Raw genomic sequence first — 21,027 nt, 5'->3', positions numbered from 1 at the left:
CTCCTTCCGGCCCGGGTTGACCCGTGGCCTCCGGGTGACAAATATGAATGCATTCATTCATGATGATGAGGAGGCTCGGTCATGACCGGCAGCCGGACCGTGCGCGCCCCGCGCGGCACCACGCTCACCGCCAGGGGATGGCCGCAGGAGGCGGCACTCCGTATGATCCAGAACAACCTGGACCCGGAGGTGGCCGAGCATCCCGAGCAGCTCGTCGTCTACGGCGGTTCGGGCCGGGCCGCGCGCGACTGGCGTTCCTTCGACGCGATCGTCCGTACCCTGACCACGCTGGAGGGCGACGAGACGCTGCTCGTGCAGTCCGGCCGTCCGGTCGGGGTGTTCCGCACCCACGAGTGGGCGCCGCGGGTCCTCATCGCCAACTCCAACCTGGTGCCCGACTGGGCGAACTGGGAGGAGTTCCGCCGCCTGGAGGCCGCGGGCCTGACCATGTACGGGCAGATGACGGCCGGCTCCTGGATCTACATCGGCACCCAGGGCATCCTGCAGGGCACCTACGAGACCTTCGCCGCCGTCGCCGCCAAGCGGTTCGGCGGCTCGCTCGCCGGGACGATCACGCTGACGGCCGGACTCGGCGGCATGGGCGGCGCCCAGCCGCTGGCCGTGACCATGAACGGCGGCGTGGTGATCTGTGTCGACTGCGACCCCCGGTCCATCGACCGCCGCATCGAGCACCGCTACCTGGACGTCCGCGCCGCCGACCTCGACGAGGCGCTGCGCCTGGCCTACGCCGCCCGCGACCGGCGCGAGCCGCTCAGCATCGGTGTCGAGGCCAACGCCGCCGACGCCTTCCCCGAGCTGCTGCGCCGCGGCGCCGAGATCGACATCGTCACCGACCAGACGTCGGCGCACGACCCGCTGATGTACCTGCCGTCCGGCATGGCCTTCGAGGACATGACCGCCGAGCGGGACAAGGACCCGGCGGGCTTCACCCGCAGGGCCCGCGAGTCCATGGCCCGGCACGTCGAGGCCATGGTCGGCTTCCAGGACGCCGGCGCCGAGGTCTTCGACTACGGCAACTCCATCCGGGGTGAGGCGAAGCTGGGCGGCTTCGAGCGGGCCTTCGACTTCCCCGGCTTCGTGCCCGCCTACATCCGGCCGCTGTTCTGCGAGGGCAAGGGCCCGTTCCGCTGGGCGGCGCTGTCGGGCAACCCCGCCGACATCGCCCGGACCGACCGGGCGATCCTGGATCTGTTCCCCGACAACGAGCCGCTGGCCCGCTGGATCAGGATGGCCGAGGAGAAGGTCCACTTCCAGGGGCTGCCCGCCCGGATCTGCTGGCTCGGGTACGGCGAGCGCCACCTGGCCGGGGAGCGGTTCAACGACATGGTCGCCTCGGGCGAGATCGAGGCCCCGCTGGTGATCGGCCGCGATCACCTCGACTGCGGGTCGGTGGCGTCGCCGTACCGGGAGACCGAGGGCATGGCCGACGGCTCCGACGCGATCGCCGACTGGCCGCTGCTGAACGCCATGCTCAACGTCGCCTCCGGCGCCGCGTGGGTCTCCATCCACCACGGCGGCGGCGTCGGCATCGGCCGGTCGATCCACGCCGGTCAGGTCACCGTCGCCGACGGCACCCGGCTCGGCGCGGAGAAGCTGAACCGGGTCCTGACCAACGACCCGGGGACCGGCGTGATGCGGCACGTCGACGCCGGCTACGACGAGGCGGCCGCGGTGGCGGAGGAGCGCGGCGTCCGCGTCCCGATGCGCGAGTCCTGACCGGCCCGCGGGCCCGCGCCGGACCGTACCGGCCGGGCCCGCCACCGGACGAAGCGCGGACGGGCCCGGCTCGGGCGGATACGCGGCGGACGCGCGGTGGATGCGGGAATGCCCGCGCGCGGCCCGGCGGTTGGAGGGGACGTGGGGGACGGACTCGATCGACTTCTTGAGGGCCGGCGGCTGTCGCCCGTGCAGCGGCGGATCGCCCGCTATCTCGGCGACCACCTGGATGAGGCGATCTTCCTGTCCAGCGTGGAGCTGGCCGACCGGGTCGGGGTGAGTCAGCCGTCGGTGACCAGGTTCGCCGTCGGGCTCGGCTTCGCCGGCTACCCCGAGCTGCGGCAGGCGCTGCGGCCCCTCGTGGTGGGCGACCAGGTCCCGCCGCGCGCCAACGACCTGCAGACCGCCATCGACGTCGAGATCGGCAACCTGCGCAGCGTGCGCGAGGGCCTGGCCGACCCGTCGTCCGTCGCCGAGCTGGGCGCCGCGCTCGCCGCGTGCGAGCCGCTGCCGGTGCTGGGGCTGCGCGTCTCCAGCGGGCTGGCCACCACGTTCGCCTACTTCGCCCGCCGCATCCACCCGGACGTCCGCCTGATGGTCCACGGCGGCTCCGAGCTGGCCGACGGTCTGCACGCCGCGCGCCGCGCCGGGGCGGGCTGGCTGGTCGCGGTGGTCCTGCCCCGCTACCCCGCCGAGGCGGTCGCCGCCCTGGGGCGGGCCCGCGAGCTGGGCCTGCGGACCGCGGTGATCACCGACCGGCGCGACGTGCCGTTCGAGGCCGACGTCCTGCTGGACGCGCCGGTCGGCGAGCGGCTGGTGTTCGACTCGCACGCGGCGCCGCTCGCCCTGGCCATGGTGCTGGTGGAGGCCATGGCCGACGCGGCGCCGCTGCGCACCCAGGCCCGCCTGGAGGAGTACGAGCGGATGACCGACCAGGGCGGGGTCTTCGTCGAGTAGACGGCGCCGGCCCGCCCCCGCCGCCCGGCGGAGAAGGGGAGCGGGCGGCGCGGGTCAGCCGGCCAGCTTCCGCAGTGAGCGGACCGACCAGGTCAGGGTGAGCACGCCCAGGACCAGGAACAGCGCGAAGGCCGTCGGGATCGTGCCGCTTGAGAAGTCCCCGGCGAACAGCGCCCGGCCCGCCTCGACCGCGTAGTACAGCGGGTTGAACTTCGCGACCGCCTGCATCCAGTCGGGGCCGAGGGAGATCGGCAGCATCAGGCCCGACAGCAGCATCAGCGGCAGCAGGAAGAACTGCACGATCTGCGACATGCCGTTCTCGTCGCGGATCGACAGCGCCAGGCCGTACGACAGGTTCGCGGCGAACAGGCCGGTGACGGCCATGAGCAGCAGCATGAGGCCCATCGCGGACAGGGAGATCCGCAGGCCCATCAGTGAGGCCACGCCGAGGACCAGGAGCGACTGCAGGACCAGCATGATCATGTCCTTGGCGACCCGGCCGAGGACGATCGAGGGCCGCCACGCCTGGCTGACCGCCAGCCGTTCCAGCACCCCGTTCCGGGTCTCGTTGATCATGCCGAACCCGGTGAACATCGAGCCGAACAGGGCGATCATCACCAGCGCGGCGGGGGTGAACACGACCAGCGCCTCGGAGAGCGTCCCGCCCGGGGTCAGTTTGGTCAGCAGCGGGGCGAACAGCAGGAGGTAGAGGACGGGCTGCATGATGCCGAGCAGCGGCCAGGCGGGGTTGCGGCGGAGGTTGCCGAGTTCGTAGCCCAGGAAGAGCATGGTGTGCCGGAGCATCGGGGGGTTCCTTCTTCGGTCGGGGGCGGCGGGCGTCAGGCGGCGTCGCGCAGGGAGCGGCCGGTGTGCTTGAGGAAGACGTCGTCGAGCGTGGCCCGGTCGAGGGAGATGGAGCCGATCGACACGCCCCCGGACTCCAGGGCGCGCAGCAGGGCGGGCAGGCTGTGCTCGCCGTCGTCGAGGTAGGCGCGCAGGACCTCCCCCTCCAGGCGCGTCTCGGCGATGTACGGCTGCGCGGCCAGCAGTTCCCGGGCCGCGGCCGGGTCATCGGTCCGCAGCGTGACGACGTCGCCCGCGATCTCCTTCTTCAGCCCGCCGGGGGTGCCCTCGGCGACGATCAGGCCGTGGTCGATGATGACCAGCCGGTCGCACAGGGCGTCGGCCTCGTCGAGGTAGTGGGTGGTCAGCAGCACGCTGGTGCCCGCGTCGCGCAGGGCGCGGATCTCCTCCCAGAGGTTGGCGCGGTTCTGCGGGTCCAGGCCGGTGGTGGGCTCGTCCAGGAAGACCAGCGGCGGCCGGTTCACCAGGCCGATGGCCAGGGCGAAGCGGCGCTTCTGCCCGCCGGAGAGCGTCCGCGCCGGGCGGTTCGCGACCTCGGTCAGGCTGAAGGTCTCCAGCAGCTCACCGGCGCGGGCCAGCGCGTCCCTGCGGGAGGCCCCCGCGAGGCGGGCGGCCAGCACCAGGCTCTCCAGGCCGGGGGCGTTGTCGTCCACGCCGCCGGCCTGGCTGACGTAGCCGATCCGCTCGCGGACCTTGGCGGCGTCGGTGACCACGTCGTACCCGGCGACCCGAGCGGTCCCGGCGGTGGGGACGGTGAAGGTGGCGAGCATCCGGACGGTGGTGGTCTTGCCCGCGCCGTTGGGGCCGAGCGCGGCGAAGATCTCACCTTCGCCGACGCTCAGGTCGATGCCCCGGACGGCCTCGACCTCCTCGGCCTTACCGCGCCCGCGCCGGGCGGTGAAGGTCTTGCGCAGTCCCTGCGCCTCAATGATCATGATTCTCCGTTCGGGGGATGGGGGGTCGTGCGGAGTACCGGGGGTTTCCCGGCAAGGGCGTTCAGGGGGCGCCCGGACACCCCGTTCCGGGGGATGTGCCCGGAAGGTTCGGAAGGCGTATCCGGAAGACGCACCCGGATGTTTCACGGCGCGTCCGAAGAAGAGAGTGAACCCTCCAGTGGGAGGAGCCTCAACCGGTTTTCACGGCAGCTCGCCGTTCCGGACCTTCTCGACGGCCTCCTCCACCCAGGTGAGCTGGGCCTGGAGCTGGAGGACGTTCAGCCGCAGGCACTCGTCGATGTGCGGGGGGGCGCCGTAGGCCTGCTTGCCGCCCATCGCCCGCCGGACCATCTCGACGGAGAACCGGAGCTGGGCGGCCCTGGCCTCCAGCGCCGAGGTCAGCTCGGCCGGTGACAGCCGGTCCATGAAGGTGAGCGCCACCTGGAACGGGTCGACGATCGGCTTGATCTCCCACCAGTTCGACAGCAGCAGGCGATTGAACTCCGACCGGCCGTCCTCGGTGATCGCGTAGACGGTCTTGCCGCCCCTGCCCTCCTCCACCCGCTCCAGCAGGCCCTCGTCGGCCATCTTGGCCAGGCCGTGGTAGATCGAGCCGTAGGCCACGTTGGCCCAGTGGTGGGTGCCCATGATTTCGAGGCGGCGCCGTACCTCGTAGCCGTGGAGCGGGCCGTCGAGCAGCACGCCGAGCAGGAGAACGCGGGTGGAGGACATATGCAAATTTGTATTCAAGTTTGTATAAGGTGTCAACCGTGAGAGAGATCAGACGCGACGACGACGGCGCCCTCCTGGGCTACCTGCGGCGGGCCGGCGACGGCTGGGAGCCGCTGACCGTGTTCGGTTACCCGCTCGGCGAACCCGGACCCGAGGACCGGGCGGCCGAGGAGGTGCGGCGGTCCGGGCTGGAGGTGCTCATGGGGCACTGGGAGTTCCTGCGGGACGGCGAGTGGTACCGGTGCGTGATCCTGGAGGCCGCCGCCGGGGAGGTCCGGGTCCGTCCGGACGACCACCGCTATCCGCACGGCGGGTACGCACTGACCCTGGAACGGCCCGGCCCCGCGACCTTCCGCCCGTACCGGTAGCCGCACCGTTGCGGGCGGACGGGCGCCGGCCCGGGCGGCGTCGCGAAACCGGGCTGCTCAGGGCCGGGAGGGGGTGACGGCGGGCCGGCGGGCCCGGAGTAACGTGGCCCGCATGTCCGCACGACCGACCGCACTGGTCACAGGAGCCTCCCGGGGAGTCGGGGCCGCCGTCGCCCGCGCCCTCGCCCCCACCCACGATCTGCTGCTCGGCGGCCGCGACGCCGAGGCGCTCGGCAAGCTGTGCGCCGAGCTGCCCGGCGCGCGGCCCTGGCCGGTGGAGCTCACCGCCGTCACCGAGGCGGACGTCGCCGGGATCGACCGGCTCGACGTGCTGGTGCACAGCGCGGGCGTGGTGACCCTGGGCCGGATCGAGGAGACGCCCGCCGAGGTGTGGCGCCGCACGATGGAGGTCAACGTCGTCGCGGTGGCCGAGCTGACCCGGCTGCTGCTGCCCGCGCTGCGCGCCGCCCGCGGCCAGGTGGTGGCGATCAACTCGGGGTCCGGGCTGCACGCCAACCCCACCTGGGGGTCCTACGCCGCCAGCAAGTTCGCGCTGCGCGCCTTCGCCGACGTGCTCCGGCAGGAGGAGCCCGCCCTGCGGGTGACCACCGTCTATCCCGGGCGGATCGACACCGACATGCAGCGCGGGGTGCGGGCCCAGGAGAACGGGGCCTACGAGCCGGAGCGGTACCTGACGCCGGAGTCGGTGGCCCGGGCGGTGCTGGCGGCGGTGACCGCCTCGCCGGACGCGCACCTCACCGACATCACCCTCCGCCCGGCGGTCCGCCCCGTCGCCTGACGTCCCGCGGGCCGCCCGCCGAATGCCAAAGGCTGAGGACGGAGGGTGGAGGGCTCGCAAATGAATGACTTCATTCACATAATGGAGTGGTGTTCGACGAGATGTGGGGTGCCATCGAGCACCTCGGACGTGACGGCCGGACCGGCGGGTACCTCCGCGACGCGTGGTCGCCCGCCGACCGGGAACTGCGCGAGTGGTTCCGCCAGGAGGCGGAACGGCGCGGCCTCGACCTGCGGGAGGACCGCAACGGCAACCTCTGGGCCTGGTGGGGCGACCCGTCCGGCCGTCCCGGCGTCGTCACCGGCAGCCACCTGGACTCGGTACGGCAGGGCGGCGCCTTCGACGGCCCCCTCGGCGTCGTCTCCGCCTTCGCCGCCCTCGACGCGTTGCGCGCCAGGGGCGCCGAGCCCGCCCGTCCGCTGGGCGTCGCCTGCTTCACCGACGAGGAGGGCGCCAGGTTCGGCGTCCCCTGCGTGGGGTCCCGGCTGCTCACCGGCGTCCTCGGCCCGGACCGCGCCCGCGGCCTGACCGACGACGAGGGCGACTCGCTCGCCGAGGTGCTGCGCCGGGCCGGACGCGACCCCGGCGCCCTCGGCCGGGACGACGAGACGCTCCGGCACATCGGGGTCTTCCTGGAGCTGCACGTCGAGCAGGGCCGCGGCCTGGTCGACGCCGGAGCCCCGGTCGGCGTGGCCTCGGCCATCTGGCCGCACGGCCGCTGGCGCTTCGACTTCCGCGGACAGGCCAACCACGCCGGCACCACCCGCCTGGACGACCGCGACGACCCCATGCTGCCCTTCGCCCGCACCGTCCTGCGCGCCCGCGAGGCCGCCGAACGCGCCGGGGTGCTCGCCACCTTCGGCAAGGTGCGCGTCTCGCCCAACAACGCCAACGCCGTCCCCGGCCTGGTCAGCGCCTGGCTCGACGCCCGCGGCGGCCGGGAGGACGCCGTCCGGGCGCTGGTCGCCGAACTGGCCGACTCCTCCGGCGCCGAGGTGAGCGCCGAGTCCTGGACGCCCGTCGTCGACTTCGACGCGGACCTGCGCGACCGCCTCGCCGCGGTCCTCGGCGGCGCCCCGGCGCTGCCGACCGGCGCCGGGCACGACGCCGGGATCCTCGCCGCCGCGGGCGTTCCCAGCGCCATGGTGTTCGTGCGCAACCCAACGGGAATCTCACACTCCCCGGACGAACACGCCGAGACGTCCGACTGCCACGCGGGGGTCGCCGCCCTCGCCGACGCGCTGGAGGACCTGTGCCGGAGCTGAACTACTGGTGCGAGCTGGCCTGGCTGCCCCCGGGAGAGGCAGTGAAGGGCGTGCTCGTCACCGTCACCGACTCGATGATCTCCGATGTCGTCCCCGGCGTGGCCGAGCCGCCCGCCGGAGCCGTCCGCCTCGCCGGGCTGACCCTCCCCGGCCTGGCCAACGCCCACTCCCACGCCTTCCACCGCGCCCTGCGCGGGGTGACCCAGCGGGAGAAGGGCAGCTTCTGGACCTGGCGCGAGCAGATGTACACCCTGGCCGCGACGCTCGACCCCGACTCCTACCTCGCCCTGGCCAGGGCGGTGTACGCCGAGATGGCGCTGGCCGGGATCACCTGCGTCGGGGAGTTCCACTACCTGCACCACGGGCCCGGCGGCAGGCCGTACGACGACCCCAACGTCATGGGGCACGCCCTCGTGCAGGCGGCGCGGGAGGCGGGACTGCGCATCGCGCTGCTGGACACCTGCTACCTGACCGGCGGCATCGGCACCCCGCTGACCGGCGTCCAGCAGCGGTTCGGCGACGGCGACGCCGAGCGGTGGGCGATACGAGCCGAGGCCCTGCTCGCCGCCTACCGCGGTGAGAAGGACGTGGAGATCGGCGTGGCCGTCCACTCGGTGCGCGCCGTCCCCGCCGAGCAGATGCCGGTGATCGGCAGGTTCTCGGCGCACCACGCGGTCCCGGCCCACGCCCACGTCTCCGAGCAGCGCGGCGAGAACTCCGCCTGCGTGGAGACCTACACCGCCACCCCGGTCGAGGTCCTGTGCGAGCACGACATCCTCGGGCCCCGCTCGACCGCCGTGCACGCCACCCACCTGTCCGACGTGGACATCGCGCTGCTCGGCCAGTCCGGCAGCCACGTCTGCATGTGCCCCACCACCGAACGCGACCTGGCCGACGGCGTCGGCCCCGCCCGGAAACTGCGCGACGCGGGATCGCCGATCACCCTCGGCTCCGACAGCCACGCCGTCATCGACCTGTTCGAGGAGGCGCGTGCCGTGGAGCTGAACGAGCGGCTGATCAGCGAGCAGCGCGGCCACTGGACGGCCGCCGAGCTGCTGTGCGCCGCCACCGCCGACGGCCACTCCTCGCTCGGCTTCGCCGACGCGGGCATGCTCGTGCCGGGCGCGTGGGCCGACCTGGTGTCGGTCCGGCTCGACTCGGTCCGTACGGCGGGCGCGTCCGCCCGCGACCTGGCGGAGACCGTGGTCTTCGCCGCGTCGGCCGCGGACGTGCACTCGGTGGTGTCGGGCGGCCGCCGCATCGTCGAGGACGGCCGGCACGTCCTGGGCGACGTCGGCGCGATGCTCGGCGAGGCGATCGCGGCGGTCCGCGGGGAGGGGGCGTGAGCGGCGTGCGCGGTGCGGCGGGTACGGCCGGTGGAGCGGAGTGGGTGAGCGGTGCGGCCGGTGCGGCCGATGGAGCGGAACGGTTGGGCGGTGCGGAGGGGAGCGAACGGGTGAGCCGTGCGGAGGGGGAGAGGCGGAGCACGCTTTTCCATCGGATCGGGCTGCTCTACACCGGCGACCCGGAGCGGGAGGAGATCACGGACGCCGCGCTGGTCGTCGAGGACGGCCGGGTGGCGTGGATCGGAACCTCCGGCGAGGCGCCCGCCGCGGACGAGCGCGTGGACGCCGGCGGGCGCTGCGTCATCCCCGGCTTCGTCGACAGCCACGCCCACCTCGTCTTCGCCGGGGACCGCACCGCCGAGTTCGCCGCCCGCATGTCGGGCGAGCGCTACACCGCCGGGGGAATCCGCACCACGGTCGCGGCGACCCGCGCGGCCACGGACGCCGCGCTGACCGAGCGGACGGCCGCCCTGGTCACCGAGATGCTCACCCAGGGGACCACCACCGTCGAGATCAAGAGCGGCTACGGCCTCACGGTCGGCGACGAACGCCGGTCCCTGGAGATCGCCCGGCGGTTCACCGCCGAGACCACCTTCCTGGGCGCCCACGTCGTGCCGCCGGAGGCCCCGTCCGCCGACGACTACGTCCGCGTCGTCACCGGGGAGATGCTCGCGGCCTGCGCGCCGTACGCCAGATGGGTGGACGTGTTCTGCGAGCGCGGCGCGTTCGACGCCGACCAGAGCCGGGAGATCCTGCTGGCCGGGACGAAGTCCGGGCTGCTGCCGCGCGTCCACGCCAACCAGCTCGGCGAGGGCCCCGGCGCGCGGCTCGCCGCCGAGGTGGGCGCCGCCTCGGCCGACCACTGCACCCACCTGACGGATGCGGACGTCGACGCCCTGGCCTCGGCGGGGGTCGTCGCCACCCTGCTGCCGGGTGCGGAGTTCTCCACCCGCTCGCCGTACCCGGACGCCCGGCGGCTGCTGGAAGCCGGGGTGACCGTCGCCCTGGCCACCGACTGCAACCCCGGCTCCTCCTTCACCTCCTCCATGCCGTTCTGCGTCGCGCTGGCCGTACGGGAGATGCGGATGACGCCGCTGGAGGCGGTCCGGGCCGCCACGTACGGCGGAGCCAGGGCCCTGCGCCGCGACGACGTCGGCGTCCTGCGGGTGGGAGCCACCGGTGACCTGGTGATCCTGGACGCCCCGTCCTACGTCCACCTCGCCTACCGGCCCGGGGTGCCCCTCGTGGCACAGGTCTGGAAAGAGGGGCGTCGCCTGGTTTGAGACCCGTGGGAAGGGGGCAGCGACGGGGCTTGTGACACCACGCGCGCGGACGTCCTTCTCGGGGACGGCCTCCTCCTTGAGGAGGAAATCCAAAACCATTCTCCTGGCGTACTTCTTTAGGGAATCTTTGCTCCGGTCCGAGCGTTGATCAGACAAGCGGTATGTCCGCGCACGCGGGGCGTTGAGCGAACGCGTGGGCATGCCATAAGCAGGCGGAGCGAGGTGCCATCGGATGGCAAGGCCGACGGGGAATCGGACGCAGGAGCAGCAGGTCTCGGACCGGGATCTGCTCGGAACCTACCTGGCTGAGATTGGGCGGGTCCCCCTGCTCACCGCGGAGGAGGAGGTGGAGCTCGCCAAGCGCATCGAGGCGGGCCTCTTCGCGGAGCAGTTGCTGGACAGCGGGCTGTCGGAACCGCGGATCGGGGACGCGGCCGACGAGGAGCTGGAACGGATCGCCGTTTCCGGGCAGCGGGCCAAGGACGAATTCATCCAGGCCAATCTACGTCTTGTGGTGGCGGTCGCGCGCAAATACTCCGGCCGGGGAATGCCGCTGATCGATTTGGTGCAGGAAGGAAACCTGGGCCTGGTGCGGGCGGTCGAGAAATTCGACTACCGCCGGGGTTACAAGTTCTCCACATACGCCACGTGGTGGATCCGCCAGTCGGTGGGACGCGCCATCCACGAGCAGGCCCGCCCGGTACGGCTGCCCACCCACGCGGGCGAGCAGATGACCCGGCTGATGAGGGTCCGGCGCGACATGCTGGCCGAGTTCGACCAGGAGCCGACCGACGCCGACCTGGCCAGCGTGCTGGAACTGCCGATCGAGCGCGTCCGCGAGCTGCGCCGCTGGGCCTCCGAGCCGGTTTCCCTGCAGCTCGGCGTGGGTGACGAGGACGAGACCGAGCTGGGCGACATGATCGCCGACGAGACGTGGGCCGACCCCGAGCAGCAGGCCATGGACATCCTGGAGCGCGAGCGCCTGGAGCAGTGGCTGACCGGCCTGGAGGGGCAGACCCGGGAGATGCTCCGCTGGCGGTACGGCCTGATGGACGGCCGCGAGCACACCCTCACCGAGGTCGGCGAGCGCTACGGCATCGGCCGCGACCGCGCCCGTCGCATCGAGCGCGACGCCCTGGCCCGCCTGCGGAAGATGGCCACGGCGGCTTGACGTTGTTTTCCACCAGGCCCGGTTCCTTTCGGAACCGGGCCTTTTCGATGCGGGGCGTTTCCTCGGGCTTGGGTGGGTCGGTGGTTGCCGGGGTGGTCGTTTGTTCGCGCTGCGGTGGGTGGGTGTTCCGGGCCGCTCAGGCTGGGGCTTTTCCCGTGGTTTGAGCGGGTCGGTGGTTGTCGGGTCGGTGCGCGCTGCGGTGGGTGGGTGTTCCGGCCGGCGTTGTGGCCGGGCTCTGGTGTTTCCGGCCTTCGGCCTGGCCTCGGGCGCGGTGGTTTCTGGCGTTTTGAAGCCGGCCGGAACACCCACCCACCTCCGCGCCATGACTGACCGATTCGTACGGCCTGCTCGCCGTAGCTTCTCCCTTTCCGCTCGGCCCATGGTTCCCGCCGACGCTGAAGCCACCCTTGCTCCCGGCTCAGGGCGGGTCGCCGCAGCCTTGCGGCCACCCTGGCAGGGGAGAGCGCAGGGCCGGGCGCCGTAGCCGCTCCCTTTCGGACCGCCCACGGTCCCCGCCGCTTCGGCTTTCGATGGTCCTCGTCACAGGCGCCTTTCCCCGCCGTGGTGGTGGGCAGGAGCGGAGGGCCGGGCGCCGTGGATGCTCCCCGTCATCTCCCCCAGGTGACGGGGAGTTCGTGGACTCCGTAGATGATCATGTCGTCGCGCAGGGGGACCTTCTCCGGCGGTACGGCCAGCCTCAGGTCCGGGAAGCGCCGGAACAGCGCGGAGAAACCGGCCCGGATCTCGACCCGCGCGAGCTGCTGGCCGAGGCACTGGTGGACGCCGTGCCCGAAGGCGAGGTGGCCGGTGGCGGGCCTGGTCAGGTCGAGGGTGTCGGGGTCGGGGAAGCGCTCGGGGTCGCGGTTGCCGCCGGGCAGCGAGACCATGACGCTCTCGCCCGCCCGGACGAGGACGTCTTCGACCTCGACGTCCTCCAGGGCGGCGCGGATCGTCCCCGGGACGACCGGGAGGTAGCGCAGGAGCTCCTCCACGGCGCCGTCGGCGGTCTCCGGGTCGGTGAGCGCCGGGATCCGCCCGGGGTTCAGCAGCAGCGCGAAGGCACCGAGCCCCAGGACGTTCGTCGTGGTGTCGAACCCCGCGCCCAGCAGCATGAACGCGATGTTGGTCAGCTCCTCGTCGGTCAGCCCGCCGTTCGTGACGAGCCCGCCGAGTATGTCGTCGGCGGGTTCGGCCCGCTTGCGCCGTACCAGCTCGCCGAGGTGGCCGCCGACGTCGGTCATCGCCCGCTGCCGGTCCTCCTGGGTGGCATTCTGGCGGATCATCTCCGTGACGTCCGCCTGGAACCGCTCGCGGTAGTCGTACGGCACGCCCAGCAGCTCGCAGATCACCAGCGCGGGAACCGGCGCGGCGTACTCCCGTACCAGGTCGGCCGGGGGGCCGGCCGCCTCCATCCGGTCGAGCTGTTCCTCGGCGATCCGTTCGACGCGGGCGGCGAGCCGTCGCATCCGGCGTACGGTGAACTGCCCGGTGAGCAGGCGCCGGTAGCGGGCGTGGTCCGGGTCGTCCATCCCGATGAACATGCCGGGCAGGGCGGGCGGGATCTCCGCGGCGCTGAACGGGCTGCCGCGCAGTTCCTGCCGGGCGCTGAACCGGTGGTCGGCGAGCACCGCGCGGATGGTCGGGTACCGGGTGACCACCCAGCCGAGCCTGCCGTCCGGGTAGCGGACCCGGGCGATCGGCCGCTCACCGCGCATCGCCAGGATCTCCCGGGCCGGGTCGAAAGGACCGGAGGCGGTCATCGGGAACGTCAGGGGCTCTGTCGGCATCTTCGCCGTCCTCACCGGGCGCCAGGGGTCGCCCACGCCGTCCATTCGGGGCCTCCGTACTCCGGCCCCGCGTCCTCATGAAACTACACAAAGTGCAAGAATGCAATGAGAGTAATAATGCTTCTCATATAAGGTGAGCGCGTGGACGAGTCACGGCGTGAGCGCAAGAAGCGGCAGACCAGGCGGCTGATCGCGGAGACGGCGATCAGGCTGTTCGGCGAGCGGGGATACGAGCAGACGACCGTCGCCGAGATCGCGGCCGCCGCCGACGTGGCCACGAAGACGTTCTTCAACCACTTCCCCAGCAAGGAGGACGTGCTGTTCACCGGCACGCGGGAGCGCAACGCGGTCCTGCTGGCGGTGATCGCCGGCCGTCGCCCGGGGGAGAGCCTCCCCGACCTGCTGACCCGGATGTACGAGAAGCTGCTGGCCGACTACCGGGCCGAGGGTGTCGAGGCGGAGGACCCCGAGCTGATGAAGACCTACACCCGCCTGGTCATGACCGTGCCCGCTCTCCGGGCGAAGGCGCTGTACATGTCGTTCGAGCTGCAGAAGGAGATCGCCGAGACCCTGGTGAAGGTCTATCCCGACGAGCTCGACCCGGTCGGCGCCGCCGCGGTGGTCGGCTCCGTGATAGGCGCCGTCCAGGGGGCCGCGCTCGCCAGCATGGACCTGGGCGAGCCGGAGGAGCGGTTCTGGGCGTCCATGCGCCGCGGCTTCGACCTCGCTCTACGGAGCCTGCGCACTCCCTGAGCCGTTCTCGCCCGCGGAGGCCCGGGCGGGTACCCGGGCCTCCTGCGGGTTCATTCCGGATATGCGGGGCGACCAAGGCGGTCACCCGTCCTGCGGAGCAGGTCGCCGACCGCCTTCCGGGTGCCGTCCTCGAATCCCACGAAGAAGCGGTTGGCCATGGGCACGGCCCAGCGGCTCCGCCGTGCCACGTTGAGGACGCGGTGGACGAGTCGGGTTCCCCGGGGATGGAGCCGGAGGAGGTATTCGCCGCGGTACCACCAGTTGCCCTGCAGCGCGAGGGCGTTCCGGCTCACCTCGACCGTCATCGTGTGGCCGGGGGCGTGGAGCGTGAACCGCTCCGGGCCGCCGGACAGACTCCCCGCGTGCGAGCCGTCCAGCAGCCACAGGTTGTCCGGGCCGACCGGGCCGGGCCGTACGGCGAGCAGCAGACCGGCCACCTCGGCGACGGGGGCCTCGACCACCCCCGCCACCTCACAGACCGGAGACCTCACCGGCCCTGCCCGCCCGGTGCTCCCGGGTTCGTCCGCCGGGTGTTCTGGAAGGCGGCGAACCGCCAGGCGTCCGGTTCCCGTACGGCGGTCAGGGTGATGACGGAGTCGCGCCCGGGGTCGGGCACCCCGTCGAGGGACGAACCGCCACCGGCGACCACGACCGCGACGTCGGGCCGCAGGAAGCGGATCGAGGGGGACGCCACCCCGGTCAGTCTCGACCCCTTCAGCGGTCCCTCGAAGAGCGCGCGGTGGGAGTCCTCGATGGCCTGGCGGCCCGTCATGTGCAGGCCGAAGAACGTGACGTAGTCGGCGTCCTCGGTGAACTGCCCGGCGTAGGCGGCGGCGTCGCCGTCGTTCCAGGCGTTCGTCATCCGGTCCAGCGCCGCGCCTATCTCGCGCGTCGCCAGGGAGACCTCGGTCATGTGCTTCTCCTCGGATCGGGCCCGTACGGGCTCTGGGCCGGCCCGCGAGGCGGCCTATCCTTGGAGACTGCGAGTCCTGGACGGCCGCTTCGCGGATCCGGTTCGGGTTCATCCGCCGGCCGGGTGTTGGCGCACCCGGCCGGCGGCCTCTCATTCCCGGGGCGACTCCTCGGCGAGGAGGCCGTCCATCAGGGTGCTCCTGACGGAGCCGGGCCAGTCGAGTTCGCCCGACTCCAGGCGCGCGACCACCCCGCGCACCCAGTCGAGTTCGGCGGCGCGCAGCGCCCGGTCGCACTCCACCTCCAGCGTCAGGATCGCGGGCAGCCCGGAGGCCGCCAGCCCGCCGATGTGGGCGTCGGCGGCCACGACCATGCCTTCGAGGGTGGCGGCCCGGGTCCGCAGGCACCGGCCGGCGTCCCCGGGTGACAGGCAGCCCATGAGGGAGATCGCCGCCAGGAACGCGCCGCTGTCGGACCCGACCTCCTCCAGGAGCCGCCGGAGCCGGCTGCGCAGCTCGGCCCCGCCCTCCGGGGTGATCTCGTACACCGTGCGCTCGGGCCGGCGGCCCTCCCGCGTCGTCCCGGCGGGCGCGATCAGCTCCTCCGCCGCCAGCCGGTCCACCGCGTGGTAGAGGCTGCGGGGCAGGCCGGTGACGTAGTCCTTGTGCGTCTCGACGATGAGGCGGTGCAGCTCGTAGGGATGGCTGGGCCGTACGGACAGCAGCGCGAGCACGGTCAGCCCGACCAGATCCCGCTCGTCTCTCCGCCGCGCCGCCATCCCCACCCACCCTCGATATGCAACTCCCTATATTGCATATTGCACTATGACGGCAGGCGGGTCCAGACGGAATCGAGGCGGTCCGCCGCGCGGTAGGTTCCGCGACGCGGGGAAAGGTGCGACCGTGGACATTCAGGTCCCGGGAGCCCCTGCGGAGGCATGTGATGCGCATGGACGTCAATGGTGTGGAGCTGGAAGTCCAGGTCAGCGGGGAGGGGCCGGACGTCGTGCTGCTGCACGGCTACCCGGACACCCACGCCTGCTGGCGGCACCAGGTGGCCGCGCTGAACGCCGCCGGATACCGCACGATCGCCCCCGACCTGCGGGGTTTCGGCGCGTCGGCCAAACCGGAGGGGCTGGAGAACTACCACCTCTCCCGTTACGTGGGGGACCTGCTCGGGATCATGGATCGCCTCGATGTGGAGCGGGCCCATCTCGTGGGCCACGACTGGGGGTCGCCTCTCGTGCAGCTGACCGCCGTCGCGGCGCCGCAGAGGGCACTCAGCCTCACCTGCATGTCCGTCGGCCACCCCGCCACGCTGGCGGCGGCGGGCCCCGTGCAGTGGAGACGGTCCTGGTACATGCTGCTGTTCCAGTTCCCGGGTGTGGCCGAGTGGTGGCTCAGCCGCGACGACTTCGCGACCATGCGGCGGTGGATGGGCGGGCACCCCGACGTGGAGGACGTCATCGCGCGCATGCGAGACCCCCGCGCGCTCACCTCCTCGCTGGCGATCTACCGTACGGGGCTCCGCCGCCTGCCGTCCGGCGGGGCCGCCAAGCTGCCGCCGGTGCCCACCATGGGCGTGTGGAGCAGCGGTGACCGGTTCCTCACGGAAAGAGCGATGCTCCTCACCCAGGAGCACGTCACCGGGCCGTGGCGCTACGAGCGGATCGACGGCGTGGGCCACTGGATGCAACTGGAGGCCCCGGACAGGGTCAACGCGCTTCTCCTCGACTTCCTCTCCGCCGCCGCCTCGCCCCACTGACTCCTCTCCCCGGTCGCCGGTCCTTTGCCGCAGGCCGCCCGATCCGCATCGCCTGGCGCCGAGAACGAGTTCGCCGGCAGGGGCTATCTGGTGGCGGGCATCGAGCACACCTATGAGTCGGTGGCCACCACGTTCCCGGACGGCAGGACCGTCACGTTCGAGGCGGGCAGGGGCGGACAGACCCCGGAACCGGGGGAGAAGGTCGCCCGGGTCAGGGCCGCCGACACGGCGTTCGTGCTGGACGCGCTGGAGAAGGACAGGCGCTGGAACCGGCCGGCGACGGGGAGAAGGGGTCCTGGGACCTGTTCTGGCCCCACGTGACCGGTGACTGGAAGCGCTGGCTGACCGTCACCGGCGCCGAGCACATGAGCTTCGTCGACTACGCGGTGCTCCAGCCGCAGCTGGGACTGCCGGCCTTCCCCATCGACGGCGAGCGCTCCATAGCGATCACCCGCGCTTACGTCGGCGCCTTCCTCGACCTGCACCTGAAGGGCAAGCGCCGGCCGTTGCTGGACGGACCGTCGGACGGCTACCCCGAGGTGAGGTTCTGGTAGCCGGAGAACCGCTCTCCTTGTTGACCTCAAGGTAGGTCGAGGTTGTTGTATGGGTGCCGATGATCCTGCTCTCCGTACGGGATTCCCTGATGAAAGAGGTATGGCCATGACCGATGACGTTCTCGTGGTGGGAGAGATCTCGCGGGAGACCCGGGCGGCGGTGACCGGTGTGGTCAAGGCGCTGGAGGAGGCGTTCAACACCAAGGACCCGATCGCGTTGAGCGAGCAGTTCGCCGTGCGGACGTCCTGGTCCAACGCCATGGGCAAGCGCCTGGACGACCGTGAGGCGATCGTCGAGTTCAGCGTTCCGGCGATGAAGGGTTTCCTGGGTGAGTCCTACGCGCGGTACGACGTCGTCAAGCTGCTGGAGATCGCCCCGGATGTGATCGCGGTGAACGTGGCGCAGACGCCCACGGACCGTGCGGGCGAACCCGTCGAGGGTGCCCGGGGTGCGACGCTCTACGTGATCTCCAAGGAGCCGGACGGCTGGAAGATCGTGGCCGGCCAGAACACCGCCGTTCCCGCCTGACCCGCCCCGCATATCACCGGTTCACGGGGCCGCTCGCCTACGGCGCCCGGCCCTGCGCCCCGTCGGGGTGGCCGCAAGGCTACGGCGGCCCGCCTCGAACGGGGAAGCAGGACCGCTTCAGCGGCGGCGGGAACCATGGGCCGGGCGGAAAGGAAGCGACTACGGCGGGCGGGCCGTACGGCCGGGCAAGTCATGGCGCGGAGGTGGGTGGGTGTTCCGGCCGGCTTCAAAACGCCAGAAAGCACCGCGCCCGAGGCCAAGCCGGAGGCCGGAGACCACCAGACGGCAACCACAACGCCGGCCGGAACACCCACCCACCGCGGCGCGCACAGACGACCACCCGGCGACCACCGACCCGCCCAACCCCGTTTCGGGCTCAAGGCCGTCTCGGGTTGAAGCGCCGTTCAAGGACCGCCGCGCCGTACGGGATCAGGGCTTGGCGTACTTCTCCAGGTCGTCGAGGATCTTCCCGGCCGCGGTGACCCCGATCCCCGTCATCCAGGTCTCGTCGTCCACGTTGTGCGCCCGGTCGTCCTTGACCACCGGCAGGTTCTTCCAGAGCGGGCCCGCGGTGACGGCGGCCTGGTCCTGGGCGGCCTGGTCGCCATAGGCGGTGTAGAAGAGGACGTCGCCGTCGGCCTGGGGGAGGTTCTCCTGGCTCAGCTCGCCGAAGCGCCGGTCCGCCGCGCCGTTCAGCTGCTGGGGCTCGGGACGGCCGAAGCCCGCGTCGCCGACCACGATGCCGCTGAACGACTCGGGACCATACATCCGGATCTTGCCGGGCATGAAGCGGATGATGCTCACCTTGACCGCCTCGGAGCCGCCCAGCGAGCGCGCCCGCGACTGGTAGTCGGCGAGGAGCTTCTCGGCCTGCGCCTTCTTGCCCACGGACTCGGCGTCGAGGAGGAAGTTCTCCTTCCAGGTGGTCCCGACCTTCTCCGTGAACACGGTCGGCGCGATCCGGTTGAGCTTGTCGTAGAACTGCTCCTGGCGGAACTTCGAGCCGAGGATCAGGTCCGGCTTGAGCGCGGCGATGGCCTCCAGGTTGGGAGCCTGGAGGGTGCCGACCGGCTTGGTGGCGTCCAGCGCCGAGCCGAGATACTTCGGCCACGCCTGGTTCTGGGCCGCCTGGGCCGCGCCGACCGGGGAGAGGCCGAGGGAGACCATGCTGTCCAGCTTGTCGGTGTCGAGCACGACGACCCGCCGGGGCGTCTCGGGCACCTTCGTCTCGCCCATCGCGTGCTTGATCGTCCGGGTGGGACCCTCGGCGGTCTGATCCCCGCCGTCGGAGGTGCCGCAGGCGGCGAGGGCGACGGTCGAGAGCAGAACCGCGGCGGCGGCTCTGACCAGGCGGAAGGTCATGGGTTCCCCTTGATTCATAAGGTAAGGCAAGCCTAAATATAGATGCGGTCATCGCCGGGTCAAGAACCTGCCTGCCCGAAACGCGGCCGAAACACCGCGCGCCAGGGTTTCACGGGCCCGAAACACCCGTGCACGAGGACTGAAACGGTGCGCCACCAGGCTGTGGGCCAACGTCAGTGCGCGGCCGGTCGACGAAGCCCAGAAGCGTTCACTGCGACCTGAGACGGCCATACGCCATGTGTAAGGGAGGGTCGCGTCGAATGAAGATCGATAGCGGCACCACTGCCTGGATGCTCACAGCCGCCGCCCTGGTGCTGCTGATGACTCCGGGCCTCGCGTTCTTCTACGGGGGCATGACCAGGGCCAAGAGTGTTCTCAACATGATGATGATGTCGTGGGTCAGCATCGTCGTCGCGACGATCACCTGGGTCCTCTACGGCCACTCGCTGGCCTTCGACGAGGCCGGTTCCGGCGCCGTCAACATGATCGTCGGCGGTCTCGACAACCTCGGGCTGTCCGGCCTGGCGGACACCGCCACCAAGGACGACGGCACCGGCATGCCGAGCCTCGTCTTCTCCATGTTCCAGATGACCTTCGCGATCATCACGGTGGCCCTGATCAGCGGTGGGCTCGCCGACCGCGTCAAGTTCGGCGCCTGGGTCGTCTTCGCGGCCGTCTGGGTGAGCGTCGTCTACTTCCCCGTGGCCCACTGGGTGTGGGGCGGCGGCTGGCTGAGCAACCTCGGCATCGAGGACTTCGCCGGTGGCACGGTCGTCCACATCAACGCCGGAGCCGCGGCCCTGGCGGTGGTGCTCGTGATCGGCAAGCGGGTCGGCTGGGGCAGGGATCCGATGCGGCCGCACAACCTCACGCTCGTCCTGCTCGGCGCCGGACTGCTGTGGTTCGGCTGGTTCGGCTTCAACGCCGGCTCCGAGCTCGCCGTGGACGGCACCACCGGTCTGGCGTTCATCAACACCCAGATCGCCACCGCGGCCGCCGCCGGCGCCTGGATCGTGGCCGAGAAGCTCCGCGACGGCCACTCCACCAGCCTGGGCATCGCCTCCGGCGCCGTCGCGGGCCTGGTCGCCATCACCCCGGCCTGCGGGTTCGTCGACCCCTGGGCGGCGTTCGTCATCGGCGCGATCGCCGGGGCGGTCTGCGCCTACGCGGTCGGCCTGAAGTACAGGCTCGGCTACGACGACTCCCTGGACGTGGTCGGCGTGCACCTGGTCGGCGGTGTCATCGGCGCCGTGGCGCTCGGTTTCGTCGCGGCCTACCCGTTCGCCGACGGCCAGGAGAAGGGCGTCCTCCTGGGCGGGCCGATCTCCCAGCTCGGTGTCCAGGTGCTGGGCCCGGTCGCGGTCGGCCTGTACTCCTTCGTCGTCTCGTGGATCCTCGCCAAGGTCATCGACAGGACGATGGGCTTCCGCGTCACGCGGGAGCAGGAGGTCGCGGGCGTCGACATCACCACCCACGCCGAGACCGGGTACGACCTCGGCACCATCCACTCCTCCGGCGTGGCCTCCCCCAACGGCCCGGCCACCGCCCCGGTGTCCAGGAAGGTGGACGCATGAGACTCATCACCGCGGTGATCAAGCCCTTCAAGCTCGACGACGTGAAGGCCGCCCTCGAACAGTTCGGCGTCCAGGGCATGACGGTCAGCGAGGCCAGCGGGTACGGCCGGCAGCGCGGCCACACCGAGGTCTACCGGGGCGCCGAGTACCAGGTGGACCTGGTGCCCAAGGTCCGACTGGAGGTGCTCGCCGAGGAGGACGACGCCGAGGACGTCATCGACGTGATCGTCAAGGCCGCGCAGACCGGGAAGATCGGCGACGGCAAGGTCTGGTCGGTCCCGGTGGACGCCGTCGTGCGGGTGCGCACCGGCGAGCGCGGCCCCGAGGCGCTCTGA

General features: G+C 71.8%; 23 protein-coding genes. 15 read left to right on the top strand and 8 right to left on the bottom strand.

Features of this window, described 5'->3' with window-relative positions; translation table 11 throughout:
* The first annotated feature begins 81 nt into the window (after positions 1–81).
* The gene (gene hutU, locus HDA43_RS08185) at positions 82–1,737 is read left to right on the top strand and encodes a urocanate hydratase (protein WP_179819137.1); all 1,656 of its coding nucleotides are present in this window, start codon (positions 82–84) and stop codon (positions 1,735–1,737) included.
* Positions 1,738–1,878: 141 nt separating this feature from the next.
* The gene (locus HDA43_RS08180) at positions 1,879–2,694 is read left to right on the top strand and encodes a MurR/RpiR family transcriptional regulator (protein ID WP_312873103.1); all 816 of its coding nucleotides are present in this window, start codon (positions 1,879–1,881) and stop codon (positions 2,692–2,694) included.
* 54 nt (positions 2,695–2,748) lie between these two features.
* Here HDA43_RS08180 and HDA43_RS08175 read toward each other — a convergent pair whose 3' ends face one another.
* The 3 genes from HDA43_RS08175 to HDA43_RS08165 form a co-directional block, all read right to left on the bottom strand.
* Entirely contained in the window at positions 2,749–3,498 is a 750-nt protein-coding gene (locus HDA43_RS08175) for an ABC transporter permease (protein ID WP_179819135.1), read from the bottom strand.
* A 35-nt stretch (positions 3,499–3,533) separates the two neighbouring features.
* Positions 3,534–4,493: an efflux ABC transporter ATPase subunit, DrrA-related gene (locus HDA43_RS08170; protein ID WP_179819134.1), complete on the bottom strand. Its 960-nt coding sequence runs from the start codon at positions 4,491–4,493 to the stop codon at positions 3,534–3,536.
* 201 nt (positions 4,494–4,694) lie between these two features.
* The gene (locus HDA43_RS08165; protein WP_179819133.1) at positions 4,695–5,225 is read right to left on the bottom strand and encodes a PadR family transcriptional regulator; all 531 of its coding nucleotides are present in this window, start codon (positions 5,223–5,225) and stop codon (positions 4,695–4,697) included.
* Positions 5,226–5,263: 38 nt separating this feature from the next.
* Between HDA43_RS08165 and HDA43_RS08160 the strand changes: the two genes are divergently transcribed.
* The 6 genes from HDA43_RS08160 to HDA43_RS08135 all read left to right on the top strand — a co-directional run bounded on the left by HDA43_RS08160 (position 5,264) and on the right by HDA43_RS08135 (position 11,457).
* Positions 5,264–5,593, top strand: coding sequence for a hypothetical protein (locus HDA43_RS08160; protein ID WP_179819132.1), 330 nt, complete (start codon positions 5,264–5,266; stop codon positions 5,591–5,593).
* 112 nt (positions 5,594–5,705) lie between these two features.
* Positions 5,706–6,392 carry an SDR family oxidoreductase gene (locus HDA43_RS08155; RefSeq protein WP_179819131.1) on the top strand — a complete coding sequence of 229 codons (687 nt, stop codon included), beginning with the start codon at positions 5,706–5,708 and terminating at the stop codon, positions 6,390–6,392.
* Positions 6,393–6,493: 101 nt separating this feature from the next.
* The gene (locus HDA43_RS08150) at positions 6,494–7,657 is read left to right on the top strand and encodes an allantoate amidohydrolase (protein WP_179822959.1); all 1,164 of its coding nucleotides are present in this window, start codon (positions 6,494–6,496) and stop codon (positions 7,655–7,657) included.
* Entirely contained in the window at positions 7,645–9,003 is a 1,359-nt protein-coding gene (locus HDA43_RS08145; protein ID WP_179819130.1) for a formimidoylglutamate deiminase, read from the top strand. The genes HDA43_RS08150 and HDA43_RS08145 overlap by 13 nt, the downstream gene beginning before the upstream one ends.
* Positions 9,004–9,113: 110 nt before the next feature.
* On the top strand, positions 9,114–10,286 hold the full coding sequence (hutI, locus tag HDA43_RS08140) for an imidazolonepropionase (RefSeq protein ID WP_179819129.1): 1,173 nt from the start codon (positions 9,114–9,116) through the stop codon (positions 10,284–10,286).
* Between the two features lie 232 nt (positions 10,287–10,518).
* Entirely contained in the window at positions 10,519–11,457 is a 939-nt protein-coding gene (locus tag HDA43_RS08135; protein ID WP_179819128.1) for a sigma-70 family RNA polymerase sigma factor, read from the top strand.
* A 608-nt stretch (positions 11,458–12,065) separates the two neighbouring features.
* Here HDA43_RS08135 and HDA43_RS08130 read toward each other — a convergent pair.
* A complete protein-coding gene (locus HDA43_RS08130; protein WP_179819127.1) occupies positions 12,066–13,244 on the bottom strand; it encodes a cytochrome P450 in 1,179 nt (392 codons plus the stop codon).
* A gap of 141 nt (positions 13,245–13,385) precedes the next feature.
* Here HDA43_RS08130 and HDA43_RS08125 point away from each other — a divergent pair, with 141 nt between their 5' ends.
* Positions 13,386–13,997: a TetR/AcrR family transcriptional regulator gene (locus tag HDA43_RS08125; protein ID WP_179819126.1), complete on the top strand. Its 612-nt coding sequence runs from the start codon at positions 13,386–13,388 to the stop codon at positions 13,995–13,997.
* A 50-nt stretch (positions 13,998–14,047) separates the two neighbouring features.
* Here HDA43_RS08125 and HDA43_RS08120 read toward each other — a convergent pair whose 3' ends face one another.
* From HDA43_RS08120 to HDA43_RS08110, 3 genes are all read right to left on the bottom strand, one after another.
* Entirely contained in the window at positions 14,048–14,458 is a 411-nt protein-coding gene (locus HDA43_RS08120; RefSeq protein WP_179819125.1) for a hypothetical protein, read from the bottom strand.
* A 26-nt stretch (positions 14,459–14,484) separates the two neighbouring features.
* Positions 14,485–14,910, bottom strand: a complete 426-nt coding sequence (locus HDA43_RS08115; RefSeq protein ID WP_179819124.1) for an SgcJ/EcaC family oxidoreductase — start codon at positions 14,908–14,910, stop codon at positions 14,485–14,487.
* Positions 14,911–15,060: 150 nt separating this feature from the next.
* Entirely contained in the window at positions 15,061–15,687 is a 627-nt protein-coding gene (locus tag HDA43_RS08110; RefSeq protein ID WP_179819123.1) for a PadR family transcriptional regulator, read from the bottom strand.
* 170 nt (positions 15,688–15,857) lie between these two features.
* On the opposite strand from HDA43_RS08110, the gene HDA43_RS08105 reads away from it, so the two are divergent.
* The 4 genes from HDA43_RS08105 (at position 15,858) to HDA43_RS08090 (ending at position 17,756) form a co-directional block, all read left to right on the top strand.
* Complete coding sequence (locus HDA43_RS08105; protein ID WP_218911651.1) at positions 15,858–16,673, top strand: alpha/beta fold hydrolase; 816 nt, start codon at positions 15,858–15,860, stop codon at positions 16,671–16,673.
* 90 nt (positions 16,674–16,763) lie between these two features.
* Positions 16,764–16,994 carry a hypothetical protein gene (locus HDA43_RS08100; protein ID WP_179819121.1) on the top strand — a complete coding sequence of 77 codons (231 nt, stop codon included), beginning with the start codon at positions 16,764–16,766 and terminating at the stop codon, positions 16,992–16,994.
* Positions 16,991–17,227 (top strand): hypothetical protein, encoded by a 237-nt coding sequence (locus HDA43_RS08095; RefSeq protein ID WP_179819120.1) that lies wholly within the window; start codon positions 16,991–16,993, stop codon positions 17,225–17,227. The genes HDA43_RS08100 and HDA43_RS08095 overlap by 4 nt, the downstream gene beginning before the upstream one ends.
* 106 nt (positions 17,228–17,333) lie before the next feature.
* Positions 17,334–17,756: an SgcJ/EcaC family oxidoreductase gene (locus tag HDA43_RS08090; protein ID WP_179819119.1), complete on the top strand. Its 423-nt coding sequence runs from the start codon at positions 17,334–17,336 to the stop codon at positions 17,754–17,756.
* Between the two features lie 429 nt (positions 17,757–18,185).
* Here the strand turns inward: HDA43_RS08090 and HDA43_RS08085 are convergent, their stop codons facing one another.
* Complete coding sequence (locus HDA43_RS08085) at positions 18,186–19,118, bottom strand: ABC transporter substrate-binding protein (RefSeq protein ID WP_179819118.1); 933 nt, start codon at positions 19,116–19,118, stop codon at positions 18,186–18,188.
* A gap of 260 nt (positions 19,119–19,378) precedes the next feature.
* On the opposite strand from HDA43_RS08085, the gene HDA43_RS08080 reads away from it, so the two are divergent.
* On the top strand, positions 19,379–20,692 hold the full coding sequence (locus tag HDA43_RS08080; protein WP_179819117.1) for an ammonium transporter: 1,314 nt from the start codon (positions 19,379–19,381) through the stop codon (positions 20,690–20,692).
* Positions 20,689–21,027, top strand: coding sequence for a P-II family nitrogen regulator (locus tag HDA43_RS08075; protein ID WP_179819116.1), 339 nt, complete (start codon positions 20,689–20,691; stop codon positions 21,025–21,027). Before HDA43_RS08080 ends, HDA43_RS08075 begins: the two co-directional genes overlap by 4 nt.

The organism is Streptosporangium sandarakinum (assembly GCF_013409935.1).
GTDB classification, from domain to species: Bacteria; Actinomycetota; Actinomycetes; order Streptosporangiales; family Streptosporangiaceae; genus Streptosporangium; species Streptosporangium nondiastaticum.
The sequence above is the reverse complement of the archived record's forward strand: the minus strand, read 5'-3'. Positions and strand labels throughout refer to the sequence as shown.